Below are 21,774 nucleotides of genomic sequence, written 5' to 3'. Positions count from 1 at the left end.
CAGGGCCGTGACGCCTCACCCGCCGCCAAAGTCGGGACCGACCCGCCCGATATTGCCCAGAAGCTGACGCAGGAAGCTGACATTGGTGATGTTGCTGTCGGTGACGCGGCGCGACAGGGTCACGACGCGGCCATCCTCGAGGCCAAAGCTTTCGATATTGCTGAGCACTCCGGCCTCATCAAAGGAAATGGCAAGCACCTGACGGTCGACCACTTCGGGGCGACGGGGGCCAAACGTTTTGACCGTGCTGCGCACATAAAAGAAATTGCCGCCTTCCAGCACGCCGCCTGCGGTGGGGGATCCGACCACATCCTCGACGCTGGCGCGGGTGTCGATGCCTACAACCAGTTCCTGCAAATCTTCTTCGGGTGGGATATAGCCGTGGTTGCGGAATGTCGGTGTGCACCCGGCCATGGCCAGCGTGACCATCGTCAGTGTCAGAAATGCCAAGGTCCGCATACCGGCCCCCCTTTTTTGCGCCGCCCCTTGCTTGCTGAGGCTCGTGCTTTTATCTCGACTTACTCAAGGTTTGCCCGCTGTTCAAGAAACGAAAGCAAAAGCCATGGCCATGACACCGCCCTCACGCACCGCTTTGCGGGTTGCTGACCTTGCCCAGAATGCGGGCACCGGGTTCGAAATTGTGCCCGATGCGGCGGCATTGAAGGCCATGGCCGAGATGCTGGACCTCACCGGCCTGCGCAAGGTGCGCTTTGTCGGCGAGGTACGCGCCCAAGGGGCAGCGGACTGGCTGCTGAGCGGCAAGTTGGGCGCCACGGTGACCCAGCCTTGCGGCGTGACGCTGGCCCCGGTCACAACACGCATCGATGTGCCTGTGCGCCGCGTCTACCTGCGCGATTTCAGTGATGACTTCGACGATCCCGAAGTGGAAATGCCCGAAGATGACGAGGTCGAGGCTCTTGGACCCTGGATCGACCCGGAGGCGGTGCTGACCGAGGCGCTGAGCCTGGCCGTCCCCGACTATCCGCGCGCCGAAGGTGTGGCCCTGGGCGAGACGGTACTGACCGAGCCGGGCAAGGCGCCCCTGACGGACGAGGCGGTGCGCCCCTTTGCTGGTCTTGCGGACCTCAAGGCCAAGCTGGACAAGGACGCGGGCGAATAGGCGAAGGGGGCCGTGATTTGGCCTTGCGCATGGCGCGGATATGCGTATTTTCCGCGCTTCACGTCATTTTGGGTTGGACATGGGCTAGGCCATTGCCTAAACGCACGTCACGCCTGAAACAGGACGACCGAATTTGCGCCTTACCCCGGGTGCTTGATACATGCCCGACCCCCGGGCGACCGCCGAAACCACGCCCGAGCACGGGCAATTTGAAACACGCATCCGCCCCACGCGGCTCTGCCCGAAACGCAAAGGCCCATTCCAATGGCTGTGCAACAGAACAAAGTGTCGAAATCGCGCCGCAACAACCGCCGCGCCCACGACAGCCTGACGCCCGCGAATCCCAACGAATGCCCCAACTGTGGCGAGCTGAAGCGCCCGCATCACATTTGTGCGGCTTGCGGTCACTATGACGACAACGAGATCGTCGCGATGACCGAAGAAGTTGATCTGGAAGACGACGCGGCGTAAGCAAGGGCAATCGCAGGCGGTAGGCTAGACAGCATCACATGACGGCCCCCATATCCAAACAGGCCGACAAGAACGCCGCTCTCGCGTTTCCTATCATTCTTTCTGTAGACACCATGGGCGGGGACCAGGGCCCCGCTGCTGTTGTTGGGGGCTGCGCCATCTCGGCCAAAAAGAACCGCGACCTCGGATTTATCCTTCATGGTCCGGCGGACGAGCTGGAACGGCTGGTCGCGCGCCGCAAGGGTCTGGCCGAGCGCTGCGAGATTCGCAATGCCACCGGCGTTGTGACCATGGAAGACAAACCCAGCCATATCGTGCGCAACGGCAAGGACACCTCGATGTGGTCGGCCGTCGAATCCGTGCGCGCAGGCGAAGCGACGGTGGCCGTAAGCTGCGGTAACACGGGCGCGCTGATGGCCGTGTCGATGATCCGCCTGCGCAAGCTGCCCGGCGTCAACCGCCCCGCCATCGCCGTCCTTTGGCCTTCGCGCAATCCGCAAGGCTTTAACGTGATGCTGGATGTGGGCGCAGATGTGCGCGCGGATGCCGATGACCTGTTGCGCTTTGCGCTTATGGGTGCATCCTATGCCCGCAACGGCATGGATCTGGCCCGCCCGCGCATCGGCCTGCTGAACGTCGGCACCGAAGAGCACAAGGGCCGCACGGAGTTGAAAGAGGCCTATGAACTTATTGGCGATCACGCAGAGGCGGCGGATTTCGATTTCGTCGGCTTTGTCGAAGGCGGCGACATTCCGGGCAATGTGGCGGATGTGATCGTGACAGATGGATTCACCGGCAACGTGGCCATCAAGACCGGCGAAGGCACCGCCAGCCTGATTGGCGATCTGCTGCGCGAGGCGTTCCGGTTCAGCCCTCTGTCCCGCCTTGCCTACCTTTTGGCATTCACCTCGATGAACCGCCTGAAAAAGCGGATCGACCCGCGCCGCAACAATGGCGGCGTGTTTCTGGGCCTGAACGGCACCGTGGTGAAATCCCATGGCAGCGCAGATGCCACCGGTGTCTCTGCCGCCCTGAAATTGGCCGCGCAACTGGCCGAGTTGCGTTTCAATGACAAACTGGCAGCGCGTGTGGCGGCCGCCGGTCCGAGCAGCGAGAAGAGCGAAACATGAGCGTGCGTGCCGTCATCCGGGGGGCCGGGCATTATCTGCCGGCCCGTGTGGTCGAGAACGCCGAGTTCGAGGCGACGCTCGATACAACCGATGAGTGGATCAAATCCCGCTCTGGCATCGAACGGCGCCATTTTGCCACGGATGAGGACACAACGTCTTCGATGGCCTGCGCGGCGGCACAGGCGGCTCTTGCCGATGCCGGTCTTGAACCTGACGACATCGACGCCATTGTTGTGGCCACCTCGACAGCTGATCTGACCTTTCCCTCGGCGGCCACGATGGTGCAGTCCCAACTGGGCATGACCCGCGGCTTTGCCTTTGACATTCAGGCGGTTTGTGCGGGTTTTGTCTATGCGCTGGCCAATGCCAATGCGCTGATCGTCTCGGGTCAGGCCAAGCGGGCGCTGGTCATCGGGGCCGAGACATTTTCCAAGATCATGGACTGGACCGACCGAAGCACCTGCGTGCTGTTCGGTGACGGTGCGGGGGCCGTTGTGCTTGAGGCGCAGACCGGCACCGGTGATGCAAGTGATCGCGGAATTCTGGCGACGGACCTAAATTCCGACGGCAATTTGCGCGATCTTTTGTATGTGGATGGCGGCGTCAGCACGGGCACCAGCGGCTATCTGCGCATGCAGGGCAATCAGGTGTTCCGCCACGCGGTGGAAAAACTGGCCTCGACCGCCCATACGGCGATGGACGCCGCAGGCGTGACAGCCGACGACGTGGACTGGATCGTGCCGCATCAGGCGAACATCCGGATCATTCAGGGCACCGCGCGCAAGATGGGTGTGCCGATGGACCGGGTGGTCGTGACCGTGCAGGATCACGGTAACACGTCGGCTGCATCGATTCCCCTCGCCTTGTCCGTTGGCCGCGCGCGTGGCCAGATCAAGGACGGCGATCTGGTTGTCACAGAGGCCATTGGCGGTGGTTTGGCCTGGGGTGCCGTCGTTCTGCGCTGGTGAGTTGTTGCGCATTATCGTGCAATTGGCAGAAACACCCGCTTTGGTTGCAGATTCCCGCCTTTGCGCAAGCCATTGATATTGACTCGGAATTTCCCCTCCACTTATGGTTTGTCAAAGGGGAGTGATTATGACTGACAAGACTCTGACGCGTATGGACCTGAGTGAAGCGGTATTTCGCGAGGTCGGGTTGTCGCGTAACGAAAGTGCGCAGCTTGTAGAAAGTGTGCTGGATCACATGTCCGACGCGCTGGCGCGCGGCGAGCAGGTCAAGATTTCCTCGTTCGGCACGTTTTCGGTGCGCGACAAGTCGGCCCGCGTGGGCCGCAACCCCAAGACCGGCGAAGAAGTGCCGATCAATCCGCGCAGGGTTCTGACCTTCCGCCCCTCTCATCTGATGAAAGACCGCGTCGCGAGCGGCAACAAGTCGTAAGCGAAGATGGCAAAATCCGCTGACGCCTTTCGCACCATTTCCGAAGTGGCCGACTGGCTGGGCGTTCAAAGCCACGTCCTGCGGTTCTGGGAAAGTAAGTTCACCCAGGTCAAGCCGGTCAAACGCGCGGGCGGGCGGCGCTATTACCGCCCTGCCGACATGCTGCTGCTGGGCGGGATTCGCAAATTGCTGCACGATGATGGGCTGACCATCAAAGGCGTGCAAAAGATCCTGCGCGAAGAGGGTGTCGCCCATGTGGCTGACCTGTCGCCGCCGCTGGATGAGGACACCACAGCCAAGCTCGACAGCGATCTGGCAGCGCCTGCCGGTGATGATATCGCCCTTTCGGTGGGCGGTGATGATGCACCAGATGGTATCGATCACGCGCCGATCCCGCCGCAGCCTGAGAAACAGGCCGACGCAGCGGACGCGGCCCCATTGGAGACCAAAAGCGCCCTGCCCTCGTTCATGCGCGCCGAAGAACCTGCGCCATCCCTCGATGCCCCGCCCGTGCCGCGCGAACCGGATGTGCCCACGCTGACCTCCGATTTCGTACCCGTAGAAAGCGCGCCTGCGCAGGCTGATCCCACCGAAGACGCCCCCGCCGAGCCGCTCAGCGCCACGGAACCACCCGAGACGGTTGATATGTGGGAAGACACGCCTGCACCGGATCAAACGCCCCCCGAACCCGTGCAGCAGCCGGTGGAGGCCAGCGCCCCCGAGCCGGAGCCGGTCCAAGAGATGCCCCCGGCCCCAGCACCCGATCCTGTGGCTGAGCCCGAACCTGTGGCAGAGGCAGCGCCAGAACCTGAGTTCGAAGCTGCTCCTGCACAGCCAATCGAAGACGTCCCCGCAGCCGAGCCAGCACCGGAACCTGCACCAGAGCCCGAGCACGAGCCGCTGCCGATGTTTTCGCGCAGCCCTGTCCCCGAACCCGCACCGGAACCCGAGGTCGCCGCGGCACCCACGCCACGTCCACGCATCGTCGACGCACCTGACGACGTTGATCTGGAGTCAGACGACATCGCGCCCTCTGCTCTGACCAAGGCCGTCATGTTGCGTAGTCTGACCCCGGCCCAACGCGACGGTTTGCGCCCGCTCGTGGCCCAATTGACCGCCCTCAGGGACCAGATGGCCCGCGCCCGGCACGATCCGCGATAAAGAGACTGCATTCGGTGCGCATTCACCCTTGCCTCGACGCACAAATCGGGTATGACACCCCTCACGTCGGGCTATGGCGCAGCCTGGTAGCGCGTCCGTCTGGGGGACGGAAGGTCGCAGGTTCGAGTCCTGCTAGCCCGACCAACAACACCCGCCCCAGCGCTACGGGGCCTCACCTGCTCTCCGCTTTGATCAGCAACACCCCCGGAGGGACAGGATGACCGGTGTACTTGCAGACAGCCAGCTGAAGGACATGATCGCGCGCGGCGAGATTTCTGCACGTCCGGCTGTGACGGCTGCGCAAATCCAGCCCGCCAGCCTTGATCTGCGCCTTGGGCAGGTTGCCTACCGCGTGCGCGCCTCGTTTCTGGCCGGTCACGGACGCAGCGTCTCGGACCGGCTCGTAGAGTTCGAAATGCACCGCGTCGACCTCAGTGATGGTGCCGTGCTGGAAAAGGGCTGCGTCTATGTCGTGCCCCTGATGGAGCGCCTGTCCCTGCCCGCTGGTGTGCAGGCCGTGGCCAATGCCAAAAGCTCGACCGGGCGGCTTGATCTGCTCACGCGCACGATCTGCGATGGTGGCACTGAGTTTGACCGTATCGTGCCGGGCTATGACGGCCCTCTATACGCCGAGATTTGCCCGCGCTCGTTTTCTGTCCTTGTGCGCCCCGGCATGCGGCTGAACCAGATCCGCTTTCGCGCGGGTCAGGCGGTGCTGAGTGACAATGAACTCAATGCCCTGCATGGCCAGATGCCGTTGGTGGACGGGGATGCGGTGATCGACGATGGCCTCGGTTTTTCCGTCGATCTACGCCTGCCGGGGTCAACCCTTGTCGGCTACCGCGCCAAGCCGCATACCGGCGTCATCGATCTGGACAATATCGGGCATTACAACCCGGCCGAGTTCTGGGAAGAGGTGCATGCCAGCGACGGGCACATCATCCTCGACCCCGGCGCATTCTATATTCTGGTGAGCCGCGAGGCGGTGCATATCCCGCCCGACTATGCCGCCGAAATGGCGCCCTACCTTGCGATGGTCGGCGAGTTTCGGGTGCATTACGCAGGCTTTTTCGATCCCGGCTTTGGCCATGACGCTGCAGGTGGGCTCGGCTCGCGCGGGGTGCTTGAGGTGCGCTGCCACGAAGCGCCCTTTGTGCTGGAACACGGGCAGATTGTGGGTCGGTTGATCTATGAACGCATGGCCGAGCGCCCCGCACAGCTATACGGGTCGGGGATTGCGTCGAACTATCAGGGTCAGGGCCTGAAACTCAGCAAACACTTCGCCGCACCCGCCTGAGTTAGCTGCTCGGCGGTGCGGTCGTGGCGGGCAGATCTTCGCCCTCGGGGATGACGGCCGGCAGGTTGGTCGTCGTGCCGTTGGTGTTGCCGTTTGGCTCTTCGGTCTTGAATATACGTTTGCCGGCCGCCTGGATCGAGGCAAAGGCGTCTTCGGCCATGAACCCGGACAGGAAGGCGATGAACGCCACCGTATACGGGCTGAGTTCGACATTGTTCTCGGCCCCGCCGCCGCCCTGGGTCAGCGCAAGCATGCCCGCCCCGGAAAACAGGAAGATGGCGATGGCCGCCGCGATCCCCTCGCCCACGTTCACAAACAGGCGGGACAGGGTCAGCTCTTCTGAGCTTTTGGCCGAATAGTAGCGGCGCGAAAAGGCGACCACCGTGCCAAGCGCACCGGAAGCGATGGTCACGATCAGCGTCAGGAAAATCGTGGGAAAGCTGACCAGACGCAGCAACAGGTCCGGCGCAATCGGTATTTCCAGCGACAGCGATGACAGCCGGGCGCGGATCACGGACTCCAGCGGCAACACACGTCTGAGGGCCGCAATGCTTTCGTCATTCATGCGGATGCGCTCGGTGCGGGCCGCGATATTGTCCGAGATCAGCTGCCCTTCCTGCTGAACCTTGTGCGAGGCGGCGTTGGCGGCCTCGACATCACTCAGCGCCTCTTGCAACGCGACCTTGGCTGCATTGCTCATGTCGAGATATGCGGCACGCGCCTCTTCATCCATATCGGCCGTCTCGACCCCGGCATCCAGCACGCTAAACAGCTCTGTCAGCTTGGCAAAGGGCTGGAGCGAGTTGTCATTGAGCACGGTTTCGTATTTCAACCGGTCGAGCCCCACCAGCGCATATTGGTAGTCCTGAAGATCAAGAATGGTGCGATTGACCAGCAGGCGCATCTCTTCACGCTCGCGCGCTATAGGGCCGAACGAGACTTTGACCGCCGCCTCATTGTCAGCCAGTTGTTGGCGCAACTCCCGGATTTCGGCGGCCACCAGCAGCTTGTCATTTTCAATCGCCTTTTCCCGGCGCAACAGAAAGACGTTGTTGTCGATATCAGTGTCAACCTCGGCCTCGTCCTGATCGGCCACGACGATGGGCGGGTTGGACTGCCATGTGGTGCGGAAAATATAGGTGCCGAAACCAAAAGTGACCATCGACACAAAGATTGCGTAGAGCAGGATAACGGTGATCCCCAGCGACACAGATGACGCGCGAATAGCGAGTTTCGGATCAGCCATGGCCCAATTTCCCATCCTATGGCGCCTTGGGACATTGCTGCATCACGGCGTCGCGGCCTGTCGAATTTGGCTCAAACGCTTTCAGTGACAATTGATTTCTCAAGCTTTTCCCAAACCGCTTCAATCAATGGGTTTACGCTAGGGCACTACTTATGCGCGATCAACGGTGGATTTCCTGACCCCTATCCGCGACTTTCCCGCTCTGCCGCACGGGCGGCGCGTTTGGCGGCCAGTTTGCGCTGTATCTTGGCCTCGTGCGGGCCGAGCTCTTTGGCGGGCGCCTGGGGCTCAGGGGGTGGCGTATAGGCAGCTTCGGGCTGCGGGCGCGGTGGCGGTTGCTTGGCACCCCCGCCAGACATGCGTTTCATTCCGGCATTGATGCCGCCATTGATTGCTTTGCGCATGATCGTGCGGATGATCATGTTGAGGATCTGACTGCCATTCATAAGGACTGCTCCTGCCTGATGGTTTCAGCGCAATATAAGGTAAAATACGGCGATTTTCAGGTCAGTCTTCAAAAAGCTCGGTCTGACCTTCGGCCTCTTCCTCGTCCTCATCCTCGCTTTCGCTGCCAAGGGACAGGCCCGGCGCGGGCCGGTTTTCCAGCAGGCCCGCTGCGCGCAATTCCTTGAGGCCCGGCAAATCACGGGCATTTTCAAGGCCAAAGTGATCGAGGAAAGATTGGGTCACGACAAAAGTCACTGGCCGCCCCGGTGTCATCTTGCGCCGCCCAAAGCGGATCCATTCCAGCTCCAGCAGTTGATCAACGGTGCCCCGGCTGACACTCACACCGCGAATTTCCTCGATCTCGGCGCGGGTGACGGGCTGGTGATAGGCGATGATGGCGAGGGTTTCGATGGCGGCGCGGGACAGTTTGCGGGTCTCGACCGTCTCTTTCTGCATCAGGAACCCAAGGTCAGCAGCCGTGCGGATCGCCCAGGCATCACCGATCTTCATCACCTGCACACCGCGCCCCTCATAGCGTTTGCGCAGGTAAACCAACGCCTCGGCAGGGTCACAGCCATGCGGCATGCGCGATTCCAGCTCGCGCACTGTGATCGGTTCGGCAGTGGCAAAGAGGATCGCCTCGACCATCCGTTCCTGTTCCGCCATTGGAGGAGCCTCGAACAGGCTTTCTTCTTTTTCTTCAACTTGTTCTGTCACGGGGCTCATCTCGTTTGCGCAGCTGGATGGGCGCGAAGTTTTCGGATTGTCTGATCTCCAGATGGCCTTCCTTGACCAGTTCGAGGCTGGCGGCAAAGGTCGCGGCGGTGGCCGAACGGCGCTTGCCCGGGTCCATCTCCCACCCCTCGGGCAGATAGGACAGGATGTCGGTCCACTCACCTGCATAGCCGATCAGCCCGCGCATCCGTTCCAGCGCCTGTTCCATCGTGAACACCGCGTCGCGGTCCATGATGAAGGGGCGGAATTCGTCGCGGGTGCGGATGCGGGCATAGCCCTGCATCAGATCAAGCAGGGTCGCGGAATAGGTCACCTTGCGCACCCGCGTCACCATTTCGGATTGCCCACGGGCAAAGAAATCGCGCCCCAGCCGGTCGCGCGCCATCAGTTTGGCAGCCGCATCGCGCATGGCCTGCAAGCGTTCGAGCTGAAAGGCAAGATGGGCGGCCAGTTCCTCGCCGGATGGCCCGTCTTCGGCCGGATCAGGCGGCAGCAGCAGACGCGATTTAAGAAAGGCGAGCCAGGCCGCCATCACAAGATAGTCGGCAGCCAGTTCCAGCCTCAGCGCCTTGGCTTTCTCAACAAAAGCAAGGTATTGGCGGGCGAGTTGCAACACGGAAATCTTGCGCAGGTCGACCTTTTGGGTGCGGCTGAGCGTCAGCAGCAGATCGAGCGGCCCTTCATAGCCGTCGACGTCGATGATCAACGCCTCCGCCGCAAGGCGGTCGGCCACGGACATCGTGTCTTCTTCGAATGTGTCGTCAGCCATATGGTCGCCCGCTCAACAGCGTCTCAAGTTCCGCTGTCAGCTCGGCAATGTCAATGTCATCAGGGGTGCGACGCGCGGCCAATGCCGCCTCGGCGCGGGTTTGGGCCGCTGCGGTCATTTGCCCAGCGGCATTGGCGCAGGCGATGCGGTCCTTCAGCGGGGCATTGCAGTGCAACACCACGTCACAGCCCGCATCCAGCGCACCGCGTGCGTTCTGCGGGACCGTACCGCTCAACGCTTTCATCCCGATATCATCGGTCATGATCAGCCCGTCAAAGCCGATCTCGTCCCGCACCAGCTGCATCATATCGCGCGACAGCGTTGCCGGCGCATCATCCACATCGTCATAGACCACATGCGCGGTCATCCCCATTGGCAGATCGTTCAGCGCGCGGAAGGGCGCGAAATCGGTCTCTTTCAGCTCATCAAGGTCGGTGCCGACGCGGGGCAGATCGAAGTGGCTGTCAAGGTCCGTGCGCCCGTGGCCGGGGATGTGCTTGAGCACGGGCAAGACACCTCCATCCAGCATACCGTCAGCGGCCGCGCGCCCAAGGGCGGCGACATCGCCCGGCGACGTCCCATAGCAACGGTTGCGCAAGAATGTGTGGGTCTCTTTCACGATCAGATCGACCATCGGGGCACAGTTGCTGTCGATGGTTAGCGCTTTAAGTTCGTGCGCTATATATCTGTAACGCAAATACATTGCGCGTTCCGCCGCATCCCCGGCGGCTCGAATGAAGTCCAGCGGCGGCGCCCAATCCGTCCACGTGGGCCCGCGCAGGCGCTGCACCCGTCCACCTTCCTGATCGATGGTGATTGGGGCCTCGCGCCCCACCGCTTCGCGGAATTCGGAACATAAGCCATAGACCTGATCAGGTGTGTCGATATTGCGGGCAAACAGGATGAACCCGAATGGGTCTGCCTCGCGAAAGAACGCGGCCTCATCCTTGCTCAGCCGCAGGCCGTCCGCGTCGAGGATCGTGGCGCCAAATGTCACCGCGTCACAACCGGGATACAGTCGGCCCCTTCGGCCACAAGGGCCGAGCAGAACCGGCGCGCGTCGCTGAGGTCGCTGAACCCGTGTGCGCGCAGACGGTAGAACGTGCGCCCGCCGCTTTCCGCGGTTTGCACGATGCGGTCCTTGCCTTTCAGGTAGTCGCCGAACCTGCCCTGCATCTTGTCCCACTGGGCGCGCGCGATTTCGGGCGTATCAAAGGCGCCAAGCTGGACAAGGCGGGTGCCTGCGGGAATCGATCCGGCATCAATATCCTTGACCGTTTCGGGGGCCGGGGCCGATGCGGGGACAACAACCGCCGGGGCAGTGCGCGGGCGCAGTTGCGGGCGGCTGGATTGCTTGGGGCCCGGGCCGGTCACAACGGGGGCGGCCTCAACCTCGGGAATCGAGATACTGGCCAGCACAGGCGTGGTTTCATCGGCGGGTGAGTCGATGGCGGTGACCCCTTGGGTCAACTGGCGCACGATCTCATCCACTTCGCCGTCCTGCAGCACGGCAGAGACGTCGATGGGCGTCGCCTCGAAGCTCGCGGCCACGTCCAGAGGGGCGGGTTGTTGCACAGGTGCCACCGTTTCGGCAGGGATCGGCTGATCTTCTTCCAACAGATCGACGGGTCGGGGGGCCAGCGTGACGCTGTCGACAGGGCCGGTCGCCTCGCCAGCGGCGGCCACTTCGTTCACGGCAAGGCCGGTGTTCTGGGCCAGCTGACCGCCGGGTTCTTCGGGGCGGATGCGCATTTCGCCTTCGGTGGCCCGCACGACCGGAATGCCAGAGACGTCCCGCACGATCAGCTGATAGCCCCAGACCGCAACCCCTGCAATCAAGGCCAGCGACGTCATGGCTCCGGTCAGGTTTGCCATATTTTTGAACCGGTTGGAGGGCGGAGTTGAAGTCGTCTCGGGGGTCGCATACCCCACATGACCCATATTGTGGGTATAGTGCATATCTGCCATCTTTGCCTCATGCGTCCGCGCCGATACGTGCCGGCGCAGATCATCTGATTGTGGTGCGCCCGTGGCCCGGGTGCGTTTGGGAATCGTGCCTGTGTTGCCCGTTTGGTGGGCTTAACGCAGCTCTTCGGCTGGCTTCACGCCGAGAATACCAAGGCCTGCCGCAATTACAACGCCGCAGGCGCGTGCAAGCGCGATTTTTGCCTGCGTGGTGCCTGCATCGTCCTGCACAAAGCGCAAACCCGGCACGTCGTTGCCCCGGTTCCAGAGGCCATGGAAGGTGCTGGCAAGATCATTGAGGTAGAAGGCCACCCGGTGGGGTTCATTGCTGCGCGCGGCGGTTTCGACCATGCGGGGCCATTCGGCCAGCTTGCCCGCCAGCGCCAGTTCCGCCTCGTGATCAAGCAGCGAAAGGTCCGCCGCCGCCAGTGTCGCGTCATCCACGGCCACGCCCGCCTCGACCGCCTTGCGCAGCACGGATGCCACCCGCGCATGGGCGTATTGAACGTAAAACACAGGGTTGTCGCGGCTCTGTTCCAGCACCTTGTCGAAATCGAAATCGAGCGGCGCGTCGTTCTTGCGCGTCAGCATGTGAAAGCGGGTGACGTCCGCGCCGACCTGATCCACCACATCGCGCAAGGTCACAAAGGTCCCTGCCCGCTTGGACATCTTGAACGGTTCGCCGTTCTTGTAGAGTTTGACGAGCTGGCACAGCTTGATGTCGAGCGGCACGGTGCCCCCGGACAGCGCGCTGACGGCGGCCTTCATCCGTTTGACATAGCCACCGTGATCGGCCCCGAACACGTCGATCAGCGCATCATAGCCGCGTTGCACCTTGTCATAGTGATAGGCGATGTCGGGCGCGAAATAGGTCCAGCCGCCATCCGATTTCATCACCGGGCGATCCACATCGTCGCCATGTTCGGTGGATTTGAACAGCGTCTGTTCACGCGCTTCCCAGTTCTCGGGCACCTTGCCCTTGGGCGGCTCAAGCGTGCCCTCATAGATCAGGCCCTTGGATTTCAGATCCTCGATCGCCGCCTCGATCCGGCCAGTGCCGTAGAGCGACTTTTCGGAGTAAAACAGGTCCATCTCGACCCCGAGTGCTGCGAGATCGGCGCGGATCAGGTCCATCATGGCCTCTGTGGCGAAATCGCGCACCTCGGCCAGCCAGAACTGTTCGCCCTTATCGACAAAGGCGTCACCCACCTTGGCCTTCAGCGCCTCGCCCACGGCGACCAGATAGTCACCGGGATAGGTTCCGTCGGGAAAGGCAACCTCTTGCCCGTGCGCTTCGAGATAACGCAGGTAAACAGACCGGGCGAGCACATCGACCTGCGCGCCGCCATCGTTGATGTAATATTCGCGCGTGACTTCAAAGCCTGCGAAATCCAGCAGCGAGGCCAGCGCATCGCCAAAGACCGCACCGCGCGTGTGGCCCACATGCAGCGGCCCCGTCGGGTTGGCCGAAACATATTCGACGTTCACCTTCTTGCCCGCACCCATGTCAGAACGGCCAAAACCATTGCCCGCACCCAAAACGGCCGCCACAACGCGCTGCCATTCGCCCGGCGCCAGCCGCAGGTTCAGGAAGCCGGGGCCTGCAACCTCGGCGCTGGTGATGCGCGGATCGTTGGTGAGCCGTGCCGCCAGCGTCTCGGCAATGTCGCGGGGTTTGAGGCCCGCAGGCTTGGCCAGCACCATCGCCGCGTTGGTCGCCATATCCCCATGTGCCGCATCGCGCGGCGGCTCAACGGTCACGTTGTCAAAGGCCAGCCCCTCGGGCAGGTCCCCGGCCTCGACCATGGCGGCGAGGTTGGACAGCACAAGGGCACGGATATCGGCAAACAGGTTCATTGTCGGGGTCTTTCGGAGTGTTTGGCGCGGTCTATCATGCCCAAGGGCCGGGTCAACCGTCCGTACCGCTTGAGACAGCATGCGCATCATGCCATACCAGTGCCAGACATGGAGATTTGATGTCCTGATTGCTGCGGGCCGCATGATGCGCGCCCTTTCAAACTGAAACGATGCCCCCGCGCGCCGCATTAGGCGCCGAATTGTTTCGTTTGTCCCCAACACATTCCAAATCTCAGGCCGCGCGCGAGGCGTTGCGGCCAAACAAAGGACATGTCTGACAATGATCAGAGACTTTGACACCAATGATACCGAAACGCTTGTCGCCATCTGGCGGAGGGCCTCCGCCCTTGCGCACCCGTTTCTGCCCCCCGCCTTTATCGAGGCGGAGGCGGAAAACCTGCGCAGCGTCTACCTGAAATTCGCCCGCACTTGGGTGATCGAGGTCGAAGGCCGCGTGGTGGGTTTTGCCGCCGTTGTGGAAAACGCCCTTGCGGGTCTGTTTCTGGACCCTGCCCTGCATGGCAAAGGCCACGGGCGCGCACTGGTTGATGCAGCCGTCGCCCAGACCGGGCCGCTGAGCGTCGAGGTGTTTGAACAAAACGCCATCGGGCGGCGGTTTTATGCCGCCTACGGCTTTGAAGGCAGCGACGTGAGTGTGCATGAACCCAGCGGACAAAGGGTGCTGCACTTGCGGATGATCGGGGCCACCTGACCCCAGCGGGCGCGCGCTAACATTTGGCGCGCGCCTCACCTTCCGGCACCAAGCGCGCGTGTTCCTGCAAGGCAAAGCGATCGGTCATGCCCGCGATGTAGTCGGCTGTGAGCCGTGCAAGGGCGGTCTGGTCCCCTTCGGCACCTTTGGTTGCGTCATGCCAGTGTTTGGGCAACAGCTCGGGCTGGGCCAGAAGGGCCGGAAACAGGTCATGCACCACCTTTGTCACCTCTTCGCGTTTGGCCATGACCGAGGGCGCGCGATACATGTTCTTGAACAGGTAGGCGCGGATCACCTGCAGGTCGGCCCACATCGCATCCGAAAAGCGGATGACGGGACGGCCCAGATGGCGAATCTCTTCGACGGACTGTGCGCCGCTCTCGGCCAATATGGCGCGCGAGGTGATGATCACATCGCTGACCATCGCACCGAACACCTGCCGCAGCGCCTCGTGACGGCGGCGGAACGGATCAAGGCCGGGGTATTTTGCATCGACCTCGGCATAAGCGTCGCGCGCGATGGGCAGGTTGGCCACGTCATCCTCGTTCAAGAGGCCTGCGCGCAACCCGTCATGCAGGTCGTGATTGTTATAAGCGATGTCATCGGAGAGGGCCGCCACTTGTGCTTCGGCACTGGCATGGGTGTGCAGTTCCAGATCGTGCTCGGCGTTATAGTCAGCCAGTGCAAAGGGCAATTCCCCGATCACTGGACCATTATGTTTTGCAATGCCTTCAAGGGTTTCCCAGGTGAGGTTCAACCCATCAAACGCCGCATAGTGACACTCAAGACGAGTCACGATCTTGACCGCCTGCGCGTTGTGATCAAAGCCGCCATAGGGCGCCATCAGCGCCTGCAACGCATCCTCGCCCGTGTGCCCAAAGGGCGGATGACCCAGGTCGTGGGCGAGTGCCACGGCTTCGGTCAACTCTTCGTTCAGATTGAGCGCACTCGCGATCGTGCGCGCCACCTGCGCCACTTCGATGGAATGGGTCAGGCGCGTGCGGAAATAATCGCCCTCATGTTCGACGAAGACCTGCGTCTTGTGCTTGAGGCGGCGAAAGGCCGAAGCATGGATGATCCTGTCCCGGTCGCGCTGAAAGCACGAACGAAAGGGGGATTCGTCCTCCGGCCACCGCCGTCCCCGGGCGCGGGCTGGATCAGAAGCAAAGGGCGCGGACATCTGCCTTATCCTTGTCGCCGGAACATGGGCCCCATATATTGCAATCAGGCCGGAGTTGAAACGCGCCATTTCGGAGAGTTGAAGATGCAATTGCCCCCCACAGTGACCCCCCGCGCCTTTGAGCGTCTTGCGGAAATCGGTGCGGCCAAGGACGGTCAGGCCCTCCGTGTGGCTGTCGAGGGTGGCGGATGCTCGGGCTTTCAGTACGAGATTGCGCTGGATGCGCCCAAGGACGACGATCTGGTGCTGGAAGGGTCCGGCCAAAAGGTGGTCGTGGATTCCGTCAGCCTGCCGTTCCTGTCAAACGCCGTTATCGACTTTTCCGAAGAGTTGATCGGCGCGCGTTTCGTCATCGAAAACCCGAATGCCACCAGTTCCTGTGGTTGCGGGACGTCCTTTTCCATGTGAACGCGGCGCGCTCGCGTCGATTTACAGTCTGGTGGCGCGGGCAAAGGCCTCGAAGAATTGCGGATAGACAGCGCTTGAGGCGACGGTGGCCTGTAGCGTGCATGCCGCGTCTTCTTCCAACAGGCCAAGCACGCCCTGTTCCATCTTGCCCCAATCGCCCGAGCGTGACGCGCCAAAGGACATCAGTGCTGCTGACATGGGACGCAAGGCAGAGGCGAGGTTTTCCGGCCGCCGGAACAGGCAGCGGCCCACGGGCAAGGCCGCCCCGCTGTCATCCGCCCCCAACACCGCCATCGCCCAGGTCGAGACCAGATATTCGTGGTAGTGATCCGCAAAAGGCGTCTGATCATCTGCAACGACGTAAAAAGTCGACAGGTTGGCGCGCACTGTCCCTTCCCAGATGGCACTGGGTGTCCGCCCGGCCTGGCGCAAGGCCACGCAAATCTCGGCCAGCAGGTCCATGTTCTGGTCCAGATAGGCAAGGATGCCGGCGTATTCGAGGCTGGTGAGCGCCGCGGTGCCCAGTTTCGGATCACAACGTCCATATTCGGACAGGTAAAAGACGATATGCGTCAGCTCATAGGCCGCTTTCTTGTTGGGCAGCGCAAAGGTTTCTGGGCGGTTGATGAAGGCGCGCAGGCGGTCATCCAGACCGAGGTCGGCGGCACCCATATGCACCCCGCGCCGTGCCAGCAGGCGGCGGGCCTCGGCGCGCTGCAGATCGCTAAGTTCGGCGTCGGGCAGGCCCTGGGCCGCCGTCCAGGTGCAAAGCCGTTCCATCTGTACGCCCTCCATCCCGAGGTCTTCGAGATCGAGGCCGATGGACAGCAGAAACCGGTAATATTGCGGGAAAAACCCCAGCCGTTCCGGCAATTCCTCGTAAAAGGCGCGCTGCGGTTCCAGATCATCCTGGGTCAGCTGTTGCCCGGTACACTCCAGAATGTTGAGCAGTTCGGCGTTTTCCTTGAGCCAGAACACATCATCCGGGATGCGACGCTGACGGGCAAAACACTCGATCAGCGCAGCCGTCCGTTCAGACAGGCGTTGGCGGCGCGGCGGGGCGTTCAGGGCGATGATGTTCGACATGGGGTCTGTCCTTTCAAATCAAATTGGTAAACGTCCCGCCGCAGCCGGGTTTACGAACCGGAGGAAAACAGGCCCGTGACGGCGCCTTCGGTGATCTTGCCCGTTGTCGGCGCCGAGCCGGAGGAGAACATTTCGGTGGCATCGCCTGACGCGGTCGCCGTGCCCGATGGCGCAGAGCCCGAAGAGAACATGTGAACCGCGTCGCCCGTGCTCAGGTCGCTGCGCGTCGGAGCGGAGCCTGAGGAGAACATCTCGACTGCATCGCCTGCGTCGCTGTGGGCCGTGGCCATGGGTGCCGAGCCTGAGGAGAACATCGCAGTGGCATCACCCGACAGCATGTCGGTCTGCGCTGCAATACTGCCCGAAGAGAACATTTCAACCGCGTCGCCGCTGTGCAGCGCGCTGATGTCGGAGGCAGCCAGAGTAAGGTCGATTTTACGTTGAGCGGTCATTGGAAAGTCCCTTTTCATCCTTGGGTTGTGGTCCTTTTAGCAATGCTCGTTAAAATTGTTTTCGCAAAGACAATTTCTGGCGCCGGGTCAGCGGCGCCCAAAAAATCCACATAAGGAAAGCAACAGAAGGGCTTGACGTAGCTCCTCAAATTAGCGTTGAGGATACGTCAAAAAAAACTTATCAACAGGCATGATTTTATTGTGTTTTCTCGCAAAACACAGGTCACTGGAGACAAGATACCCCGAATCGATTGGTTAAGAAATAGTTAATTCACCGTACGCAGCGCCCTCTTGCAGTCGCGCTGTGCATCGGTCACATCTGATATGCGCTACATTCGGGGGTCCGTCATGAAAATCGCCACCTTCAACATCAACGGGATCAAGGCCCGGATCGATGCCCTGCCCCGCTGGCTTGATGCCGCCACGCCCGACGTGGTCCTGTTGCAAGAGATCAAGTCCATCGACAAAAACTTCCCCCGCGATCTGTTCGAGGACCGCGGTTACAACGTCGAAACGCACGGCCAAAAGTCATTCAACGGGGTCGCGATCCTGTCAAAGCTGCCGCTTGAGGATGTCACGCGCGGTCTGCCGGGTGACGAGACCGACGAACAGGCCCGCTATATCGAGGCAACGGTGATGGGCGAACGCGAAGCTGTGCGCCTGTGCGGATTGTACCTGCCCAACGGCAACCCCTGCCCGGGGCCGAAATACGACTACAAGCTGGCCTGGATGGAACGTCTGCGCCAACGCGCCATTGCACTCCTGTCCGAAGAGATGCCGTTTCTGATGGCCGGGGATTACAACATCATACCACACGCCGAAGATGCCAAACGTCCGGATGCATGGCGCGAAGATGCGCTGTTTCGCCTCGAGTCCCGCGCCGCCTATCGCCGCCTGCTCAACCTCGGCCTGACCGAGGGCTTTCGCGCCCGCACGTTCGGGCCGGGCCACTATTCGTTCTGGGACTATCAGGCAGGCGCGTGGAATCGCGATGACGGGATCCGCATTGACCATTTCCTGATGTCGCCAGCTTGCGCGGACATGATGACGGACTGTCAGATCGACAAACAGGTGCGGGGCGAGGAAAAACCGTCAGACCACGTGCCCGTCTGGGTCGACCTCGCCGCCTGAGCACCCACCTCTCCAACGCATCTTTGTCTCGGAGCCATCGTCGCCTGATCGCCAAGGGACGGGCAGGCATGGCTTTGCCAAGCAGAATTGCCGAGGGCCCCGCTTGCGGGAGACGGCCATTGTGCTTGGGAAAGACAGGTATGTCTGTCACGCCAAAGATCATGCGAGGGTGGATGCGAGACAAAGGCTTTGTCTTGGTGAACCCCAAGCTGAACTTGGGTCGGCGGGCGGGCGCCTTTGCCGTCAGGCAAACAGACCAGCCCGACGACTAGGCCTGCAACTCCGCATCCCAGTACAAAAAGTCCATCCAGCTGTCATGCAGATGGTTCGGCGGGAACTTCCGGCCCATATTGCGCAACTCTTCCGCACCCGGTTGGCGCGGGGGTTTGCGCAGATTCATCCCGGTGCGATGCAGCGCTTTGGAGCCTTTGCGCAGGTTGCACGGGCTGCAGGCGGCCACAACGTTCTGCCAGCTGGTCACGCCGCCACTGGCGCGCGGCACCACGTGATCAAAGGTCAGATCCCCCTTGGCCCCGCAATATTGACACCGAAATTCGTCCCTCAGAAATAAATTAAAGCGCGTGAAGGCCACGCGCTTTTGAGGTTTGACATAGTCCTTGAGAACAACCACCGAGGGTATCCTGATCTCGGTACTCGGACTGCGCACCACCTCGTCATATTCGGCCACGATATCCACCCGGTCGAGCCAGGCCGCCTTGACCGCTTCCTGCCAGGGCCACAGCGACAGGGGATAGTAACTGAGCGGGCGATAATCGGCATTCAACACCAACGCCGGGTGGTGTTTCAGCGCAGACGGGCTGCGCACGAATTCCGTCCTGAAGTCACCGTTCATCACACCTGCACCCGTCCTGGCCCTGTCTGCCCTCTGGCACCAGAGCGGGGAACCCGCCCCGGTCATTTTCAAATGACTATATCTTGTGGAAATCGTTCTGCAAGGCCTCAGATCACCACAGGATGTCGCAAGCTTAATGGGCCGGATTTGTGACTGGTATATGACATGGCCCCCCTGCGCGACCCTGCGTCAGCTTGGCGCGTTTCCATGCGCAAAGGTAAGGAATACATCACTCGACGTCGGCGGCTGCGTCCCCCACATTCAATACATATTCGAAAAGTCGAAAGGGCCAATTCGGGCCCGCCAATGAAACGAACACGTTTCCACGTCAGGAGCCACGCAATGTCCGCCGAGCAAACTTACGCCCCCGCCCCTGCCCCACAGCGCCCCGGCGCGCTGTTTCAAAAGCTGGCAAGCGAACGCAAGACACTGTCTGCGGGCGAAAAGGAAGCGATCGCGGATGCCAGCGCCTTCACCTTTGTGGACCGCACATGGGTGACCCTGTGGTATGATCCGGCCCACGCGATCCGCTCCAAATGCGGTGGCATGACGGCCTTCCGCGCGATCACCACAACCGGCGATCTGTTGTGGTACGTCGCCCCCGAAGGCGACGCCCCCGTCTATCACGCCCAATGCGCCGACCCGTTCGAGGCAATCGAACATGCAACCGTCGCCCTTGGCGCACAGGCCGATCTCAATCGCCGCTGGGCCCATATCGAACGGCTTGCCGCCGATCTGCGCAGCGGGGCCGTGGCCTTTGATGTCACGGCAGAAGATGCCCGGCGCGTGCCACTGCGTGCGACCCTGTTCAAGACCATGATGGCCATCCTCGGTCTGGGTGGAAAACGCACCGTTTCGGGGCGCACGGCGGCAAACATGATGAAGATCGAGCCCAGCGTCGGCTTTGTCATTCACGCCGCCTGGGTGCGCTCGCATATCGCGACACCTGGACATCAAGGTGTGGTTGTGGCCCCGCGCAGCCCCGTCGGGTTCGAAGCGATCTGCTGATCGCCCTGGGGGCGGTCCTCAGCCGTCGTTCGATCCCATATCGGCGACGCTGGTCCACCCCTTGGCGCGGCAATATCTCCACTGTGATCCATCACCCTCGGTCGCCTCAAGAAAGGCGGCCCCGTTGCCCGCATAGCGCGCCACGTCATAGATAGTCAGCGCGAAACAGAATGCGCTGACCTCTGCCAACCCCGTTTGTGCGGCCAGAATGACCAGCACGTCCCGCTTTGCGTCATCCTGCCCGCCCAGCGCTGCCTCGAACCACGCAACGCCAGCCTCGGCACTCTTGTTCTGCGCCTGCGCGCGGATCAGCGCGCTCAGGTCGTGATTTTCAAGCGCGCGATAGACATCCCAGCTGTCTCGCAGCATCACGTAGACATCCAGATCCATCAACGTGCGGATCTCTGCCGGGTTGGCCAGCGCACCAACTTTCGCGTCCAGCGCCTGCAAGGCGGTCGAAAAGTCGGCAGGCACCGCCCCGTCCACATACATCACGATGGACCGGCCCAACCGGTCTTCAAGCGATTGCAATGCAGATGTCTCGACCACGGGTGCCGGACTGCTGGCAACGGTTGGGGATGCGTCGCGCCACACGGTCATGGCAAAAGCCACGCCCAGAAGCGCAAACAGAAAACCGCCGATCATCACCAGCATCCGCATGGCGTTACAAACCCAGTTTGTCCCGCATAAAGGCCAGCGCCACGCTCAGCCCATCCTGGGCAATCCCGTGTGCCGTACCTTCCATCACATGCGCATAGACGTCTTTCCAGCCCGCTTCCTGCAAGGCCTCGGCCGCCTGCGGCAGCGATTGGGGCGGAACGACATCGTCCTGATCGCCATGCACCAGCAGGATCGGCGGGCGGCTTATCACCTCATCGGCGAGGCTTTCGGGGTTCAGGAGCCGCCCGGAAAAGGCGACGATCCCGGCCACTTCGTCCTCGCGTCGCGGCGCCACATGCAGCGCCATCATCGTGCCTTGGGAAAAGCCGAACAGGACCACCTGTTCGGGCATCACGTCCTCATCCACCATCAGCGCATCGAGAAAGGCATTCAGATCAGCGCTGGCCGCGATCAACCCACGCTCGGCTTCTTCCTCGCTTGAGCCATCAATCCACGGAATCGGGAACCACTGATATCCACCCGGAAAGCCCGGGATTTCCTCGGGGGCGTTGGGGGCTACGAACAGCGTATCAGGCAGATGTTCGGCCAGCGGGTCGGCCAGCCCCATCAGGTCGGCGGCATTGGCCCCGTAGCCGTGCAGAAACACGACAATCGAGCGCAGCTCGCCGGAGTGCGGCGCCCGCCGCTCGGATTTCAAAACGCGTGTCATGTGTCCCTTTCCATTGTG

General features: G+C 61.8%; 25 protein-coding genes and 1 tRNA gene. 12 read left to right on the top strand and 14 right to left on the bottom strand.

From position 1 onward, the window contains the following. Window positions 1-15: 15 nt before the first annotated feature. Complete coding sequence (bamE, locus tag Q1A89_RS07445) at window positions 16-459, bottom strand: outer membrane protein assembly factor BamE (RefSeq protein ID WP_299725476.1); 444 nt, start codon at window positions 457-459, stop codon at window positions 16-18. 103 nt (window positions 460-562) lie between these two features. On the opposite strand from bamE, the gene Q1A89_RS07440 reads away from it, so the two are divergent. The 8 genes from Q1A89_RS07440 (at window position 563) to Q1A89_RS07405 (ending at window position 6,577) form a co-directional block, all read left to right on the top strand. Next, complete coding sequence (locus tag Q1A89_RS07440) at window positions 563-1,120, top strand: DUF177 domain-containing protein (RefSeq protein ID WP_299725473.1); 558 nt, start codon at window positions 563-565, stop codon at window positions 1,118-1,120. 264 nt (window positions 1,121-1,384) lie between these two features. Then, window positions 1,385-1,591 (top strand): 50S ribosomal protein L32, encoded by a 207-nt coding sequence (rpmF, locus tag Q1A89_RS07435; RefSeq protein WP_299042248.1) that lies wholly within the window; start codon window positions 1,385-1,387, stop codon window positions 1,589-1,591. A gap of 38 nt (window positions 1,592-1,629) precedes the next feature. After that, entirely contained in the window at window positions 1,630-2,721 is a 1,092-nt protein-coding gene (gene plsX / locus Q1A89_RS07430; RefSeq protein ID WP_299725470.1) for a phosphate acyltransferase PlsX, read from the top strand. Then, complete coding sequence (locus tag Q1A89_RS07425; protein WP_299725467.1) at window positions 2,718-3,689, top strand: beta-ketoacyl-ACP synthase III; 972 nt, start codon at window positions 2,718-2,720, stop codon at window positions 3,687-3,689. Before plsX ends, Q1A89_RS07425 begins: the two co-directional genes overlap by 4 nt. 127 nt (window positions 3,690-3,816) lie before the next feature. Then, window positions 3,817-4,119, top strand: coding sequence for an integration host factor subunit alpha (gene ihfA / locus Q1A89_RS07420; RefSeq protein WP_299725464.1), 303 nt, complete (start codon window positions 3,817-3,819; stop codon window positions 4,117-4,119). A 6-nt stretch (window positions 4,120-4,125) separates the two neighbouring features. Beyond that, window positions 4,126-5,280: a MerR family transcriptional regulator gene (locus Q1A89_RS07415; protein WP_299725462.1), complete on the top strand. Its 1,155-nt coding sequence runs from the start codon at window positions 4,126-4,128 to the stop codon at window positions 5,278-5,280. Between the two features lie 67 nt (window positions 5,281-5,347). Continuing rightward, window positions 5,348-5,424, top strand: a tRNA-Pro gene (locus Q1A89_RS07410). A gap of 73 nt (window positions 5,425-5,497) precedes the next feature. Continuing rightward, a complete protein-coding gene (locus Q1A89_RS07405; protein ID WP_299725460.1) occupies window positions 5,498-6,577 on the top strand; it encodes a 2'-deoxycytidine 5'-triphosphate deaminase in 1,080 nt (359 codons plus the stop codon). A 1-nt stretch (window position 6,578) separates the two neighbouring features. On the opposite strand, the gene Q1A89_RS07400 is transcribed toward Q1A89_RS07405, so the two are convergent. From Q1A89_RS07400 to argS, 7 genes are all read right to left on the bottom strand, one after another. Then, complete coding sequence (locus Q1A89_RS07400; protein ID WP_299725458.1) at window positions 6,579-7,838, bottom strand: hypothetical protein; 1,260 nt, start codon at window positions 7,836-7,838, stop codon at window positions 6,579-6,581. A 167-nt stretch (window positions 7,839-8,005) separates the two neighbouring features. Beyond that, complete coding sequence (locus Q1A89_RS07395) at window positions 8,006-8,269, bottom strand: hypothetical protein (RefSeq protein ID WP_299725455.1); 264 nt, start codon at window positions 8,267-8,269, stop codon at window positions 8,006-8,008. A gap of 61 nt (window positions 8,270-8,330) precedes the next feature. Further along, window positions 8,331-8,996 (bottom strand): SMC-Scp complex subunit ScpB, encoded by a 666-nt coding sequence (gene scpB / locus Q1A89_RS07390; RefSeq protein WP_299725453.1) that lies wholly within the window; start codon window positions 8,994-8,996, stop codon window positions 8,331-8,333. Beyond that, complete coding sequence (locus Q1A89_RS07385; RefSeq protein ID WP_299725451.1) at window positions 8,971-9,774, bottom strand: ScpA family protein; 804 nt, start codon at window positions 9,772-9,774, stop codon at window positions 8,971-8,973. The genes scpB and Q1A89_RS07385 overlap by 26 nt, the downstream gene beginning before the upstream one ends. Further along, the gene (gene nagZ, locus Q1A89_RS07380; RefSeq protein ID WP_299725449.1) at window positions 9,767-10,771 is read right to left on the bottom strand and encodes a beta-N-acetylhexosaminidase; all 1,005 of its coding nucleotides are present in this window, start codon (window positions 10,769-10,771) and stop codon (window positions 9,767-9,769) included. Before nagZ ends, Q1A89_RS07385 begins: the two co-directional genes overlap by 8 nt. Next, the gene (locus Q1A89_RS07375; RefSeq protein WP_299725446.1) at window positions 10,768-11,742 is read right to left on the bottom strand and encodes an SPOR domain-containing protein; all 975 of its coding nucleotides are present in this window, start codon (window positions 11,740-11,742) and stop codon (window positions 10,768-10,770) included. Before Q1A89_RS07375 ends, nagZ begins: the two co-directional genes overlap by 4 nt. Before the next feature lie 111 nt (window positions 11,743-11,853). Next, the gene (gene argS / locus Q1A89_RS07370; protein ID WP_299725444.1) at window positions 11,854-13,596 is read right to left on the bottom strand and encodes an arginine--tRNA ligase; all 1,743 of its coding nucleotides are present in this window, start codon (window positions 13,594-13,596) and stop codon (window positions 11,854-11,856) included. Between the two features lie 280 nt (window positions 13,597-13,876). Between argS and Q1A89_RS07365 the strand changes: the two genes are divergently transcribed. Then, a complete protein-coding gene (locus Q1A89_RS07365; protein ID WP_299725442.1) occupies window positions 13,877-14,308 on the top strand; it encodes a GNAT family N-acetyltransferase in 432 nt (143 codons plus the stop codon). 16 nt (window positions 14,309-14,324) lie between these two features. Here the strand turns inward: Q1A89_RS07365 and Q1A89_RS07360 are convergent, their stop codons facing one another. Next, a complete protein-coding gene (locus tag Q1A89_RS07360) occupies window positions 14,325-15,488 on the bottom strand; it encodes a deoxyguanosinetriphosphate triphosphohydrolase (protein ID WP_299725440.1) in 1,164 nt (387 codons plus the stop codon). 84 nt (window positions 15,489-15,572) lie between these two features. Between Q1A89_RS07360 and Q1A89_RS07355 the strand changes: the two genes are divergently transcribed. Continuing rightward, the gene (locus tag Q1A89_RS07355) at window positions 15,573-15,896 is read left to right on the top strand and encodes an iron-sulfur cluster assembly accessory protein (protein WP_299725438.1); all 324 of its coding nucleotides are present in this window, start codon (window positions 15,573-15,575) and stop codon (window positions 15,894-15,896) included. A 21-nt stretch (window positions 15,897-15,917) separates the two neighbouring features. Here Q1A89_RS07355 and Q1A89_RS07350 read toward each other — a convergent pair whose 3' ends face one another. Next, window positions 15,918-16,982: a hypothetical protein gene (locus Q1A89_RS07350; RefSeq protein WP_299725436.1), complete on the bottom strand. Its 1,065-nt coding sequence runs from the start codon at window positions 16,980-16,982 to the stop codon at window positions 15,918-15,920. Between the two features lie 50 nt (window positions 16,983-17,032). Next, a complete protein-coding gene (locus Q1A89_RS07345; RefSeq protein ID WP_299725434.1) occupies window positions 17,033-17,434 on the bottom strand; it encodes a DUF6749 domain-containing protein in 402 nt (133 codons plus the stop codon). A 348-nt stretch (window positions 17,435-17,782) separates the two neighbouring features. On the opposite strand from Q1A89_RS07345, the gene xth reads away from it, so the two are divergent. Beyond that, window positions 17,783-18,565, top strand: coding sequence for an exodeoxyribonuclease III (xth, locus tag Q1A89_RS07340; RefSeq protein ID WP_299725431.1), 783 nt, complete (start codon window positions 17,783-17,785; stop codon window positions 18,563-18,565). A 268-nt stretch (window positions 18,566-18,833) separates the two neighbouring features. Here xth and Q1A89_RS07335 read toward each other — a convergent pair whose 3' ends face one another. Continuing rightward, on the bottom strand, window positions 18,834-19,418 hold the full coding sequence (locus Q1A89_RS07335) for an HNH endonuclease (protein WP_299725429.1): 585 nt from the start codon (window positions 19,416-19,418) through the stop codon (window positions 18,834-18,836). Window positions 19,419-19,760: 342 nt separating this feature from the next. On the opposite strand from Q1A89_RS07335, the gene Q1A89_RS07330 reads away from it, so the two are divergent. After that, window positions 19,761-20,426: a hypothetical protein gene (locus tag Q1A89_RS07330; RefSeq protein WP_299725427.1), complete on the top strand. Its 666-nt coding sequence runs from the start codon at window positions 19,761-19,763 to the stop codon at window positions 20,424-20,426. Window positions 20,427-20,444: 18 nt separating this feature from the next. On the opposite strand, the gene Q1A89_RS07325 is transcribed toward Q1A89_RS07330, so the two are convergent. Further along, the gene (locus tag Q1A89_RS07325) at window positions 20,445-21,086 is read right to left on the bottom strand and encodes a hypothetical protein (RefSeq protein WP_299725425.1); all 642 of its coding nucleotides are present in this window, start codon (window positions 21,084-21,086) and stop codon (window positions 20,445-20,447) included. 4 nt (window positions 21,087-21,090) lie between these two features. Beyond that, window positions 21,091-21,756 (bottom strand): alpha/beta fold hydrolase, encoded by a 666-nt coding sequence (locus Q1A89_RS07320; RefSeq protein WP_299725423.1) that lies wholly within the window; start codon window positions 21,754-21,756, stop codon window positions 21,091-21,093. Between the last annotated feature and the right edge of the window lie 18 nt (window positions 21,757-21,774).

This window comes from uncultured Tateyamaria sp., from assembly GCF_947503045.1.
Lineage (GTDB): Bacteria > Pseudomonadota > Alphaproteobacteria > Rhodobacterales > Rhodobacteraceae > Tateyamaria.
Note: the sequence above shows the minus strand (reverse complement) of the source record. Positions and strands in the feature narration are given on the sequence as shown.